This is a genomic window from Nocardia arseniciresistens, from assembly GCF_046764875.1.
GTDB lineage: Bacteria > Actinomycetota > Actinomycetes > Mycobacteriales > Mycobacteriaceae > Nocardia > Nocardia arseniciresistens.
Genome location: NZ_JBKORD010000006.1, coordinates 307869 through 321013 on the forward strand (window position 1 = coordinate 307869; position 13145 = coordinate 321013).

Annotated in this window: 11 protein-coding genes; 7 read left to right on the forward strand and 4 right to left on the reverse strand. The window is 65.0% G+C overall.

All coding sequences use genetic code 11. The features are described from left to right. Positions 1 to 9 precede the first annotated feature (9 nt). From ACLMAJ_RS13435 to ACLMAJ_RS13450, 4 genes are all read left to right on the forward strand, one after another. Entirely contained in the window at positions 10 to 831 is an 822-nt protein-coding gene (locus ACLMAJ_RS13435) for an alpha/beta fold hydrolase (RefSeq protein ID WP_412013962.1), read from the forward strand. A gap of 81 nt (positions 832 to 912) precedes the next feature. Beyond that, a complete protein-coding gene (locus tag ACLMAJ_RS13440) occupies positions 913 to 2685 on the forward strand; it encodes a non-ribosomal peptide synthetase (RefSeq protein ID WP_412013963.1) in 1773 nt (590 codons plus the stop codon). Then, positions 2682 to 3902 carry a cytochrome P450 gene (locus ACLMAJ_RS13445; RefSeq protein ID WP_412013964.1) on the forward strand — a complete coding sequence of 407 codons (1221 nt, stop codon included), beginning with the start codon at positions 2682 to 2684 and terminating at the stop codon, positions 3900 to 3902. Before ACLMAJ_RS13440 ends, ACLMAJ_RS13445 begins: the two co-directional genes overlap by 4 nt. Positions 3903 to 3931: 29 nt before the next feature. Beyond that, on the forward strand, positions 3932 to 5083 hold the full coding sequence (locus tag ACLMAJ_RS13450; RefSeq protein WP_412013965.1) for an aminotransferase class I/II-fold pyridoxal phosphate-dependent enzyme: 1152 nt from the start codon (positions 3932 to 3934) through the stop codon (positions 5081 to 5083). Between the two features lie 10 nt (positions 5084 to 5093). Here ACLMAJ_RS13450 and ACLMAJ_RS13455 read toward each other — a convergent pair whose 3' ends face one another. Continuing rightward, positions 5094 to 6632, reverse strand: coding sequence for a flavin-containing monooxygenase (locus tag ACLMAJ_RS13455; protein ID WP_412013966.1), 1539 nt, complete (start codon positions 6630 to 6632; stop codon positions 5094 to 5096). Between the two features lie 391 nt (positions 6633 to 7023). Further along, positions 7024 to 8088 (reverse strand): glycerophosphodiester phosphodiesterase, encoded by a 1065-nt coding sequence (locus tag ACLMAJ_RS13460; protein WP_412013967.1) that lies wholly within the window; start codon positions 8086 to 8088, stop codon positions 7024 to 7026. A 174-nt stretch (positions 8089 to 8262) separates the two neighbouring features. Between ACLMAJ_RS13460 and gndA the strand changes: the two genes are divergently transcribed. Both gndA and ACLMAJ_RS13470 read left to right on the forward strand, forming a co-directional pair. Then, positions 8263 to 9708, forward strand: a complete 1446-nt coding sequence (gene gndA / locus ACLMAJ_RS13465) for an NADP-dependent phosphogluconate dehydrogenase (RefSeq protein ID WP_412013968.1) — start codon at positions 8263 to 8265, stop codon at positions 9706 to 9708. A gap of 228 nt (positions 9709 to 9936) precedes the next feature. Further along, positions 9937 to 11265, forward strand: coding sequence for a hypothetical protein (locus ACLMAJ_RS13470; protein ID WP_412013969.1), 1329 nt, complete (start codon positions 9937 to 9939; stop codon positions 11263 to 11265). Here ACLMAJ_RS13470 and ACLMAJ_RS13475 read toward each other — a convergent pair whose 3' ends face one another. Further along, positions 11266 to 11799, reverse strand: a complete 534-nt coding sequence (locus ACLMAJ_RS13475) for a DoxX family protein (protein ID WP_412013970.1) — start codon at positions 11797 to 11799, stop codon at positions 11266 to 11268. A 33-nt stretch (positions 11800 to 11832) separates the two neighbouring features. Then, entirely contained in the window at positions 11833 to 12597 is a 765-nt protein-coding gene (locus ACLMAJ_RS13480) for a dioxygenase family protein (protein WP_412013971.1), read from the reverse strand. A gap of 89 nt (positions 12598 to 12686) precedes the next feature. Here ACLMAJ_RS13480 and ACLMAJ_RS13485 point away from each other — a divergent pair, with 89 nt between their 5' ends. Further along, entirely contained in the window at positions 12687 to 13136 is a 450-nt protein-coding gene (locus ACLMAJ_RS13485; protein ID WP_412013972.1) for a MarR family winged helix-turn-helix transcriptional regulator, read from the forward strand. Positions 13137 to 13145: the final 9 nt, after the last annotated feature.

The following is a 13145-nucleotide window of genomic DNA, read 5'->3' on the forward strand; positions in this document are numbered from 1 at the left end:
AACAAGCTCATGTCGACAGCAATCCTCAATGGAATCCGGTTGAGCTACACCGTGACCGGCGAGGGACCGCTCGTGCTGCTGATCATGGGCAGCGGCAGTCCCGGTCGAGTCTGGAAGACCTATCAGGTTCCGGCCCTTGTGCGGGCCGGATTTCGGGTGGCGACGGTCGACAATCGGGGGATCGCCCCGTCCGAGGAGGGCGCGGACGGCATCGCCATCGCCGATCTGGTGGCCGATTCGGCCGCACTGATCGAGCACCTGGGTGCGCCCGCACATGTCGTCGGCACCTCGCTCGGCGCGCTCGTGGTGCAGGAACTTGCCCTGCTGCGCCCCGAACTCCTGGACCGCGCGGTCATGATGGCGACCGCTGGCCGCCCGCACCCTTTGCTGCTCGCGCTCAATGCCGGAGAGCTGGCATTGCACGATGCGGGTGTCAGTTTGCCACCCGGGTACGCTGCGGCGGTCAAGGCCACGTTCAATTTGTCGCCCCATACGCTCGAGGATCCCGTCGCCGCCGAGCACTGGCTCGATATGTTCGAATTCTCGGCTTCGGCGACGGTGTCACCCGGCCTGCGCGCACAGCTCGGTATCGATTATTCGCGCAATAGACTCGCCGACTACACACGAATCACGGTGCCCAGCTTGATCATCGGATTCGCCGACGACCAGCTGGCGCCACCGAGCTACTGCCAGGAAGTAGCCGCCGCGATCCCCGGTGCGCGATATGCGACGCTCGACCGGTGCGGCCACCTCGGCTACCTCGAACGACCAGAGGAAGTGAATCGTCTGATGATCGACTTCCTGGCCGGGCGCGCCGATCAAGATCACTGACCGAGTTGTAACCCTAAGGCTATTCCCATTGTTGGTGGTTCCGTAACGTGTCGGACCAATCGGTCGCTTACAGTCACGACTGTGCAAACACCTGATGAGGTGCCGCTCCAACCACCTGATCGGTCTTGGTTGCAACGGTTCGACGAACGTGTGCTCGACGCTCCACAGGAGGTTGCGCTCACAGGTAGCCAGTTAACGCTGACCTACCAAGATCTGGATCACTGGGTCGGTCTGATCTGCCGGGAATTGACCGGAGCCGGTGTCGCCGGATCGGATTCGGTCGCGGTGCTGGTGCCACGGCGACGCAATCCATACACCACGGCAGCGATGTTGGCGATTTGGCGACTCGGCGCGGTGTATGTGCCACTGGCCACCGACCAGCCGCTGGAGCGAACGCGCTCGATGCTCGCGGTATGCACGGTGCGCGTTGCCCTGCTCGAGCCGGACTACGCGCCGCCGACGCTGCCCGACGAGATTGTCACGGTGCCGATCCCCGCACCGCAAGCCGCGGATCGCCATACTCGGGACCTACCGCCTTACCCGACCATCGGCCCGGATGACCTCGCATACGTCATTTTCACCTCCGGATCTTCCGGCGCGCCGAAGGGTGTCGCGGTGCCACACCGCGGCATCACCGCGATGGCCGATGCCACCGGGGAGGCTCTCGGTCTTCGGCCCGGCGCGCGCGTGCTGCAATTCGCCCCGGCTTCCTTCGATGCCTCGATCTCGGAGATCACCTCGACCCTCGGCGCGGGCGCGACCGCCGTGTTCGCCGAGCAAGATCAGCTCGCCGACGGCGAAGGAATCGCCGAAGTGATTGTGGCACAAGGTATTACCAACGCGATCATGGTGCCGTCGGTACTCGCGGCGGTACCGGAACATCGGGTGCCGCCGGGACTGCGCCTCATCATCGCGGGCGAGGCCGCGAACGCGGCGGTCGTCGAGGAATGGACCGTCCGCCACTGCCTCATCAACTCCTACGGCCCGACCGAAACCACCGTGTGCGCCACTATCAGCGATCCGCTGGTCGGCTCGGGACCACATATTCCGATCGGTCGCGCCATCGGCGGCACCACGTTGCGGGTCATCGGCGACGACGGCACCGACGTGGATCCCGGTACCGCGGGCGAGCTCTGGATCGGCGGCCTCGGCGTCGCTCGCGGATATCTGGGATTGCCGCGCGAGACCGCCGCGGCTTTCATCGAGGAGCCTGTGACCGGTCAACGGTTCTATCGTTCAGGCGATCTCGTCCGGCAGCTGCCCGATGGGCAGCTCGAATTTCTCGGACGCATGGACCGACGCATCAAGCTGCGCGGGCGGCGCATCGAACCAGGTGAGATCGAAGCCATCGTCGCGCGTTGCGCCGGTGTTCGCCAGGCGGCGGTGGTGGCGACCGAGACTCAGCTGGTCTGCTGCGTCGTCGTCGACGCGGAGATCGAGGCGAGCGCGGTCCACGGATTCCTCGCCGAACACCTGCCCGGCTACCTGCTGCCCGATCGAGTCGAGATCCTTGCCGCCATGCCACTTACGCCACACGGCAAGGCCGACTACGCCGCTTTGACGGAATCGGTGCGACAGCCCGGCACGATCCGCACGGCACCGGAGTCGATGACTCCCGCGGAGCAGACGCTGTGCGGCCTGTTCGCCGAAATCCTGAACCTGCCCGAGTTCCATCCGGCGGACAGCTTCTTCGATCTCGGCGGCGAATCCATGGAAGCCGCCAAGCTCACCCGGCGGATCAGGAACGTACTCGGTGTGCAGATGACGATGCGCATGCTGCTCGACGCACCCTCGCCCGCGAAACTGGCCACACTGCTGGCGATTTCCGAACCGGAGTTGGTGAGCGGAGGGTGACCGACGCAGTCCGGTCTACGACCCTCGAAGACACCCATGTCTGGGATCTCACCGAGCCAACAACACATTTGCGTGACGGCATAGCGGAATTCTGGCGCGACCGTCGTCTTCGGCAGCCGATTTTCTGGCACGAGAATTCATCCCAGCATCCCGGGTTCTGGGTTGTCTGCGGTTACGACCCGGCGGTCACCGTCTACCGCGACAGCAAACGATTCACCTCACAGCGTGGAAATGTGCTGCTCACATTGCTGGCAGGCCGGGACAACGCGGCGGGCAAGATGCTGGCGGTGACAGACCAGCCCCGACACACCGGAATGCGTCGCCTGATGACTTCGGCGCTCACGCGAGATGCGGTGCGCACGTTGGCACCTCGGATTCAGGAACGCAGCAAGCGATTGCTGGCCCAGTGGTCGGGCGCGGGTACTTTCGATTTCGCGGACGAGATAGCCTCCCGGATCCCGATCTGGACCATCTGCGACCTGCTCGGCATTCCGGAGCGCGATCACGATCTGCTGGTCTCGCTGACCAAGCAGGCGCTGAGCTCCGAAGACGCCGCGCAATCGGATATCTCGGCCGCGGCCGCACGGCAGGAGATACTGCTGTGCCTTCTCGACCACGTGGAATCACAGCGGCAGCATCCGGCCAACGGCCTGATCACCGCCCTGATCGCCGAGACATTCGAGGGCGCGCCGCTGTCCGATGACCAGATCGTCACCAATTGCTACAGCATCATTTTGGGCGGCGACGAGACGAGCCGCCTCACAATGATCAACGCGATCCATGCCTTCGCCGGTGATCCGCGACTGTGGGACCGATTCACCGAAGCCGAGGATCTGGGTACCGCGGTCGAAGAGATAATCCGATGCTTCGCTCCGACCATGCATTTCGGCCGTGTCGCGAATGTCGATGTGGAGATACACGGCACCCGGATTGCCGCCGGAGAAATCGTCACAATGTGGAATATTTCCGCGAATCGGGACCTGACCAGGTTCGCCGATCCCGATACAGCGCGATTCGACCGGAAGCCCAATCCCCATCTGGCGTTCGGGTACGGTCCGCACTTCTGCGTCGGCGCGCACCTGGCGCGCTTGGAGATCGCCATCGTGCTGGACGAATTGCGACGTTCGGCGCGGTCCATCATCCCCACGGGGCAACCCCGACCGCTGTATTCGAACTTCCTGCATGGGTATGCCACCATGCCGATCCAGCTCGTATAGCCCTCCCCCCACAGGCGAATTGACACCACATGAACCTCGCGAATTCCGACCGATATCAGCTCGGTCACTCCCCGAGACCGGCACAGGACTCGTTCGAGCCGGTCGATGCCTTCATCGCCGACATGCGTGCCGAAGCACCGTACATCGTGGGGTTTCCCGCCAATCTCGACTTCGGTTTCAGCCGGTTCGCCGGTCTGCTCGACATCTTCGCCACCAATGTCGGCGACCCGGACAGCGAAGACAAAGCGCGCGTGGGGGTCAAGGAGATGGAGCTCGCCGTAGTCGACTTCATTGCCCGGCTCGCGAACGCGGATCCGAGTCGAACCTACGGTTACGTGACCGGCGGCGGCACCGAGGCCAATCAGTTCGGCCTCGATCGCGGGTGCGACCTGCTACCGGAAGCCCGAATCTATTGCAGTCGAGCAACCCACTATTCGGTGCGCAAAAGCGCCAAGTTGATGCGCAAGGAACTGGTCGTGGTCGACTGTGATGCGCAGGGGCGCATCGATATCGACGCGCTGGCGCGCGAGTGCGGTGCCGACTCGGGTCGCGGCGCGGTCGTGGTCGCGAACATCGGCACCACGATGACCGGTGCGATCGACGATGTGGACGCGATCATTACGGCGGCTTCGGCGGCCGGCCGGGTCTACGTGCACCTGGACGCCGCCCTCAGCGGGCTCATCCTGCCGTTCACGTCGGCGCGGGAATCGTGGGGCTTCGTCCGGGCGGAAGTCGGCAGCGCCACCTTGTGCATGCACAAGGCCCTCGGCATGCCACTGCCGAGCGCACTGGCGCTGTGCCGATCCGAGCTGGTCACCTCCGAGGTCGCGGGCGAGTACATCGGCGCGACCGACGCCACCCTCGCCGGTTGCCGTAGTGGGCTGGCCGTCGCACTGATCTGGCAATCTTTGGCGGCGCAAGGCATGTCGGGCCTGGAGCTCATGGCGCGGAACTCTCTCGAGATGGCCGAGCGCGCCGTCGAGAAGCTCGCCGATATCGGGCTGCACCCGACGCGGAACCCGTTGTCGATCATGGTGAATTTCGACAGACCCGCCGAATGGATCTGCCGGAAATACCATCTGGCGACCGTGGGCGACCGGGCACGCGTCGTCACCGTGTCCCATGTACGCAAGCAGGTGATCGACGAAATGTGCCACGACATCGCGACCGAAGGGCATTAGCCGGGCGCGATCAGAACGCTGTCGGCGTGGTCGTGGCACGGGTCGATTTGTGGTAGTGAATCGGGAGTGGCGTGGCAGCGGGGACTTTCGCTGGTACAGCGACGAATGCCTCGGCAGGAGACCTGCGCAGCATGCGGGCGAAGGTTCGCGCCGAGGCGGGCCACGGGTTGGTGACGCGCCCGCTGTGGTGCTTGTACCAACTCGCGCCGGTGCTCGGCCACACCGTTTTCGCGATGGCCCGCTCCAACCATTGCCGGTATTGCCGCATCGCATCGCCGCTCACCTCGATCGCGGCGGCCTCGACCTCCGCCCGCCACCGCAGGCACTCCATGATGTAGGCGATCTGGCGTTCCTTCATACCGGGATTGCTGCCCGCCGGATTGAACGAGTTCGGTCCGGCGATGAGGAAGGCACTGGGGTACCCGGGTACAGCCAATCCCAGGAACGCCTCCGCCCCCGCCGACCATTCCTCGTGCAGCAGGCGACCGCCCCTGCCACGGACGGACATCGGTGCAAGGAACTCCGGTGCTCGAAAACCGGTGGCCCACACGATGACATCCGCATGTCGGTGCGTACCGTCGCCGGTTTCGATGCCGTTGTCGCTGATGCGCGCGATGGGATCGGTGACCAGCTCGACATTCTCGCGGCCGAGCGCGGCGTAATAGCGGCTGTCGAAGACGATCCGTTTGCTGCCTATCGGGTAGTCGGGAGTCAGCGCGGCGCGCAGCCGAGGGTCGCTGATACGCCGTCGTAAGTGGGTGCGCGCCATCCATTGCGCCGGTCGAGCCGACCAGCCGCGGTGCATGATCGGCGCCAGCGTGATGTCGGCGCCGTAGTACAGCGCCTGCCGGTACAGCCGGTGGGCTCCCGGAGTTCGCAATACCCATCGACTGATCCGGCCGAACTCGGCGGACGGTTTCGGCAACACCCAGTGCGGCGTGCGTTGATACACGGTTACCTTGCGAGCGACCGCGGCGATCTCCGGCAGCAGTTGCCCAGCGCTGGAACCGGTGCCGATGACCGCGACATCGCGACCGCGAAGGTCCTGCCCATGATCCCAGCTCGCGGAGTGAAAGGCCGCGCCAGCGAAGCCGTCACGGCCGGGGATATCGGGGATATGGGGGCGATGCAACTGTCCGACGGCGAAGACCAGGATGTCGGCCAGGATGCGCTGTCCCGCGTCGGTGGTCAATTCCCACCGAGCGATGTTTTCCCGATAGGTCGCCTCGGCGACGGCGGTGTGCACGCGCAGGTGCTCGCGCAGGCCGTAATCGCGGGCCACCCCGCGCAGGTAGCTCAGGATCTGTTCCTGGCCCGGGTAGCGCGTTCGCGCGCTGCGGTACGGCGCGAACGAGAACGAGTACAGGTGCGACGGGATGTCACACGAACAGCCGGGGTAGGTGTTCTCCCGCCACACCCCGCCGACATCACCACCCTGCTCGAGGATCACGAAGCTGTCGATGCCCGCTTTCTTCAGCGCGACCCCCATGCCCAGGCCACCGAACCCACCTCCGACGACCGCCACTTCCAGATCAAGACGCTCGTCCATCGTGTACTCGATTCGAGGTTGCCGTGGTAAGCATCACTCGTGCCAGCAAACTCGCCGATGTGATGTAAGTACCAGGTTACTGGTTATGAAAGCGAAAACCAGTAACAGTCGACCTTCCATCAAATCATTGAGCTGAGCAGGGAGGCCGCCGCTCCGATACGCAGAGAATTCGAAGGTACCGACAGGTAGCTGCGAGCTTCGACTATCAGTAGACGAACTCGTTCATTCGACACAGCAGACAGGCAGCAAATGTCGGTCGGCGTGATTCTGTGTCCATTCGCGATAGTCGCGGAACGTGGCGCGCAGCGGACCGCCACCGCGACCGGCAGCGCGGTCTCGGGTTCGGGCTTGCCCAGGTGGCAGCCTCATAGTCGGCTCCGGCGCCGCGCGACTACCTCGGATAGGCCTTCGGCAACGGCATACCCTTGTCCCGCAAAACTTCCCGCATCCGATCGGGGTAGTCGGTGATCACACCGTCCACTCCGGTGTCGAGCTGCGCGGCGATGGTCGCCTTGTCGTTCACCGTCCACGGCACCACCCGCAAGCCCGCCGCGTGCGCGCGCTCCACATACGCCTTGTCGGCGACGAGCGTGAACCCCGGCTGGCCCGCCTTCCGGCCGTAGGGCACGGAGTAACCGGGCGCGGCGATATCGGCGCCGAGCGCCTTGATCGCGCCGATCGGGTCGCCGGGATGATCCTCGTAACGCACCGGGCCGAGCCATCGCGAATCCGACACGAAGGTGGTGTCGTCATATAGCGCGACCAATGGGACCGACGGGTTCGCCTCGCGCACCGATCGCAGCGTGCGCCAATCGAAGCTCTGGATCTCGACGTTCGGCGTCTGCCCGGCCGCGGCGACCGCACGCAGGATTACCTCGACGAATTCCTGTGGCGACGCGGATTGCTCGGGCTTGTCCGCCTCGATCTTGGTCTCGATGTTGTACCGGAGTGCGGCCGCGCGGCTGGCCGTCAACGCGAACAGCTCGGGCAGCGTCGCGATCCGATTGCCCGAAATCGCCTGCTGGCCTGGGAAATCCGCGAGCGGTTCACCGCAGTCGAGGGTATGGACCTGAGCGGCGGTGAGATCGTGAATCACTTTGCCCACGTAGGGAAACTGTGGGTCATCGGGAAAGGTGGGGACCGTGTCGGCACATTTGGTGTCGAGCACGATCGGATCGTGCCAGATCAGCGGCACGGCGTCCTTGGTAAGCACAATATCGAGTTCGAGGGTGGACACACCGAGTTCGATCGCCTTGGTGAACCCGGCAAGCGACTCCTCGGTGGTGAGCCCGCGCCCACCACGATGGGCTTGCAGATCCACCGTTCGCGCCGCAGTGGCCGAGTCGGGTTTCGGGTCGCTGTCGCAGGCGCTCAGCAGACTGGCCGCGAGCACGGCGGTCAGGCAGGCGACCACGGCGGCGCCTCGGGCGCGGTATGAGCTGCGATCGGTCGCCATAGCGGGGAAGGTAGCAAGAATCCAGCAACCGCGCCGAGGGCGTGCCATGGCCGTCCGACGCGTCGAGTTGGCGGGTATGTTCGCCACCTCGGGGACCGACGGGGTAGAAAGGTCGAGGTCGAACCGCTTCGCGCGGTCACGCAAATGCACCTGTCGAACGAAGAGAGCGGATTCATGGCGACCTCTACAGCGCGCGCACAGATCGGGGTTACCGGCCTGGCAGTCATGGGTAGCAATATCGCCCGAAACTTCGCCAAGCACGGCTATACGGTGGCGCTGCACAACCGCAGCGTGGCAAAGACCGACGCCTTGCTCGAGGCGCACGGCACCGACGGTGACTTCGTGCGCACCGAGTCCATCGAAGAATTCGTCGCGGCGCTCGAGAAGCCGCGCCGGGTGCTGATCATGGTCAAGGCCGGCGATCCGACGGATGCCGTCATCGAGGAACTCGCCGCCGCCATGGAGCAGGGCGACATCATCATCGACGGCGGCAACGCGCTCTACACCGACACCATCCGGCGCGAAGCGGCCATGAAGGAGCGCGGACTGAACTTCGTCGGCGCAGGCATCTCCGGCGGCGAAGAGGGCGCGCTCAACGGCCCCTCGATCATGCCGGGCGGCCCGAAGGAGTCCTACGACTCACTCGGCCCGCTGCTGGAATCGATTGCGGCGCAGGTCGACGGCACGCCGTGCTGCACCCACATCGGCCCCGACGGTTCAGGGCACTTCGTCAAGATGGTCCACAACGGCATCGAGTACGCCGATATGCAGCTCATCGGCGAGGCCTACAACCTGTTCCGCGACGCCCTCGGCTTCGGCGCGAAGCAGATCGCCGATGTTTTCACGCAGTGGAACTCCGGCGACTTGGAGAGCTACCTCGTCGAAATCACCGCGGAGGTCTTGAACCAGGTCGACGCGAAGACGGGCAAGCCGCTCGTCGATGTCATCGTCGACGCGGCCGAGCAGAAGGGCACCGGGCGCTGGACCGTGAAGGCCGCGCTCGACCTCGGCATTCCGGTGACCGGTATCGCCGAAGCGGTGTTCGCGCGGGCATTGTCGGGTTCGCGCGCGCAGCGTAAAGCCGCGGTCGGCCTCGCCTCGGGCAAGCTGGCCGAAAAGCCCACCGACGTCGCGCAATTCACCGAAGACATTCGCCAAGCCCTCTACGCGTCGAAGGTGGTCGCCTACGCGCAGGGCTTCGATCAGATCGCCGCGGGCAGCGTGGAATACGACTGGGATCTGCACCCGGGCGACCTGGCCACGATCTGGCGCGGCGGCTGCATCATCCGGGCCCGATTCCTGAATCGGATCAAGGATGCCTACGACGAGAACCCCGCCCTGCCGAGCCTGATCCTCGCACCGTACTTCCGCGAGGCGATCGAAACGGCCATCGACAGCTGGCGCCGGGTCGTGTCCACCGCCACCCTGCTCGGCATCCCGGTACCCGCGTTCGCCTCGTCACTGTCGTACTACGACGCGCTGCGCGCCGAGCGCCTGCCCGCGGCGCTCACCCAGGGCCAGCGCGACTTCTTCGGCGCACACACCTACGAACGCATCGATGCCGAGGGCAAGTTCCACACCCTCTGGAGCGGTGACCGCAGCGAGATCTCGGCCGACTGACTTCAGGATCGACACCGGCCGCTGCTGCCGCGTGAAACTCGGTCGAGACCGCCGCCCGATCGAGCAACCGCGTCATCGAGCAGTCGCGGACGTCGGGCGGCTGCGACCGGTCGCCATGCGGCAACCCGCCCTTGGCAAGCTCGACAGTTGCTCACCTCGAGCCGAGGCTGTACAAAAAGCGGTGCGGCTCACGAGATCTCGTGTGGCCTTGCCTACCGGAGCGATGATGTGAACTTCTGGATCGACGATTCGACCGACACCGACACCGATGACGAGCGAGTCGGGGCATGGCAGCGGCAATTGGAGTCGTCGGTCGCGGAGGTGTTCGCCACCTATTCGGCGGGATTTCCCGGTGACTACTCACTGGAATCCTTGGCGGCATTCGAAGAGTTCGTCCTTGCGGCGCTTGCGGACCTGGCGAGTATGGAGCAGCAAGGCGCGTTGCCCGTCGTCAAGGCGGCCGTCGGGTATCTCGGCGAGACACTGTTGCGGGCGGGCGGCGGCGAGTGGGTGTGGGGGCAGGGGGAACTCGCGGGTATGCCGTGTGTCGCGCTCGACGGGGAGTCGGCGCAGCTTGCCCCACTGGAGTACGTCACCAAGGCGGTGCGCATCCGCGATGGCAGCCAGTTCACGCGGCTGTGGGCGCGCATCGAGGCCGGGCCGGTCGAACAGCCCGCCGATCTGTTGGTCACCTTGGTCGTGCCGATCGTGCAGCACCACGGGTACTCCTGCACGATCGAGGGCGACGAGGTGACGCTGTCCGGAAATGGCGTGTCCGACTGGGTGTTGTCGTTGAGCAATCTGCGCCGGAAGGTGGCCGGGGAACCGGGAGACGAGTGGCCCGCGCTGGTGGCGGATCATCTGAGCACGTTTTTCGCGGAGCTGGAACTCAGCGCGAGCGCACCGCTGGACATGGATGATTTCGAGCGGATCCGGCCGCTGCTGCGGACGCGAATGTACCCGGAGGACATGGAAGACAACGGCTTCCCGATCGTGAGCCGAACCCTTGCGCCCGGACTCGCGCAGCGGGTGGTGATCGATCAGGTCAATACGATGATCACGGTCAGCCGGGAGCGCCTGTCACATTGGGGGATTCCGGAACCGGACCTGTTCGCGCTCGCGGAGGCGAATACGCGGGGTGATGGACTGCTCACTGTCGCCGAGATCTTCGAGGAAGACGACGAAGACTTCGAGCGGATCCTCGGCCTCTACGGCTCCTCCGACTACGCCAGCGCGCATGTGCGCTGGCTGGGTGAGTATTCGGTCGGCGGACAATGGGGTTCGGCGTTCGTGGTGCCGTGCGAGGGAACGGTCTACATCCATCCGCTCGATGGCGCGGACGCATTCATCAGCGTGGGCACGCTGGCGAGGATGGCGGCGACCGTTTACGCCGACCGCCCCTCCCCCGTGAGCTCGTCGGTCTACTGGTTCTATGACGGCATCATCGAACTCACCGCCGCCGTCAACCACACCGACGACGAATTCCAGCTGTACGTATCAGCGGAATTCCAGAAGGTGATGGAGGAGATCGCCGACTATGCCGACGGCGCAAGCTGATCAGGTAGTGCGAACGACCAGGACGGCTCCGGCGACCACCACCGCGAGCACGACGGACGCTACGCCGTAACTCAGTCGATGCGTACGCAGGGCGGGGACAAACCGGTCGACGGCGAAGCGGCCGGGGCCTGTGAGAGCGAGTGAAGTCGCCGCGAGAGTGAGAATCAGCTCGTATTCGATGCCCTTGGGCGCGAAGAAGCCACCACCCCATTTCACGGCGATCGCGTTGAGCAGAGTGCCGACAAGGGCCGCCGCGGCCAACGGCGTCAGTAGGCCGACAGCAAGCCCGAGACCGCCGAGGGTTTCGCTGAGCCCTGCGACAACGGCCATGCCCTTGCCCGCGGGGTAGCCGCTCACCGTGAAGAACGCGCCGGTGCCATCGAGGCCGCCGCCGCCGAACCAGCCGAACAGCTTCTGAGCACCGTGTGCGGCCATAGTGAGACCGACGGCCAGGCGCAGGACCAATAGACCGAGGTCGTAGGTCAGCGTTGGCGTGGCGGAGTCGATGCGGGGTGCAGTGATGGTGGCGGTCATGCCTGGGGCCTTTCGGTGGTGGGTCGAGGTCGATCAGCCGAGCTGGATGGATCGTCGGGACATGCCGAGCCAGTAGCCGTCGATGACGGTGCGCTGGGATGACAGATCGGCCTCACCCGCGCCGAGAGCGAGGAAAAGGGGCGCGAAATGGTCGGTGCGCGGGTGAGCGAGATGGGCTGCGGGAGCCTTGTTTTCGAAGTCGAGCAGGGCGTCCCAATCGTGGGCGGCCAAGGTTTCACGACCCCATTCGTCGAACTCGGCGGTGAAGCCGAAGACGTGCTCGTCGTCGGCGGTCAACGCGCGCAGGTTGTGAGTGAAGAAGCCGCTGCCGATGATCAGCACGCCCTCCTCGCGCAGCGGGGCGAGTTTGCGGCCGACGTCCATCAGCTTCTTCGGTGCCAGCGTCGGCATCGATAGCTGTAGCACCGGAACATCGGCATCCGGGTACATCTCCTTCAGCGGGACGTACGCGCCGTGGTCCAATCCGCGATACGGGACATCGACCACAGTGCCGCCGAGCAGAGCACGCACCTTGGCCGCAAGCTCCGGCGCACCGGGTGCGTCGTATCGAACCCGGTAGTAGTGCTCGGGAAAACCGCCGAAGTCGTAGACCAGTGGAACGGTGGTAGTAGCGCCGAGCGCGATGGGCGCGGCCTCCCAGTGCGCGGAGATCATCAGAATCGCCGTCGGTGCGGGCAACTCGCGCGACCACGAGGCGAGCTCGCCCGGCCATCGCGGGTGATCGGCTAACGGCGGAGCGCCGTGCGATACGTAGAGCACCGGCATAGATCCGGTCATGTCGTTCTCCATCCGAGTAGTTCAAATTTGAACTCAACTCGGACTATAGCGTGTTGTTCAAATTTGAACAACACGGGTAGGCTGTAGATGTGGCTGATGCGAAATGGCTGAACGAGCGAGAGATGCGTACCTGGCAGGGATTCCTGGCCGCCGGGGCGCTCGTCGGTCGCGAAATCGAGCAACAGCTCAAACAGGAAGGGCTATCGCACACCCAATACGAGGTCCTGGTCCGCCTCGCCGCGGCACCCGAGGGACGCCTGCGGATGACCGAGCTCGCCGATGCGCTGTACACCTCCAAAAGCGGCCTGAGCTACCAGGTTACGCAACTCGAGAAGTCCGACCTCGTTCGCCGCGAGCCCTGCGAGACCGACGTCCGCGGTGTGATCGCCATCCTCACCGAGCACGGGCGGGGACGACTGGAGCAGATCGCGCCCGGCCATGTCGCGACGGTTCGGCGCGTCCTTATCGACATGCTCACATCCGAGCAACAGGATGCCATCGCGGACGGTCTCGGCACCGTCGCGCAGCGCCTGACATAGAAGTTCTAC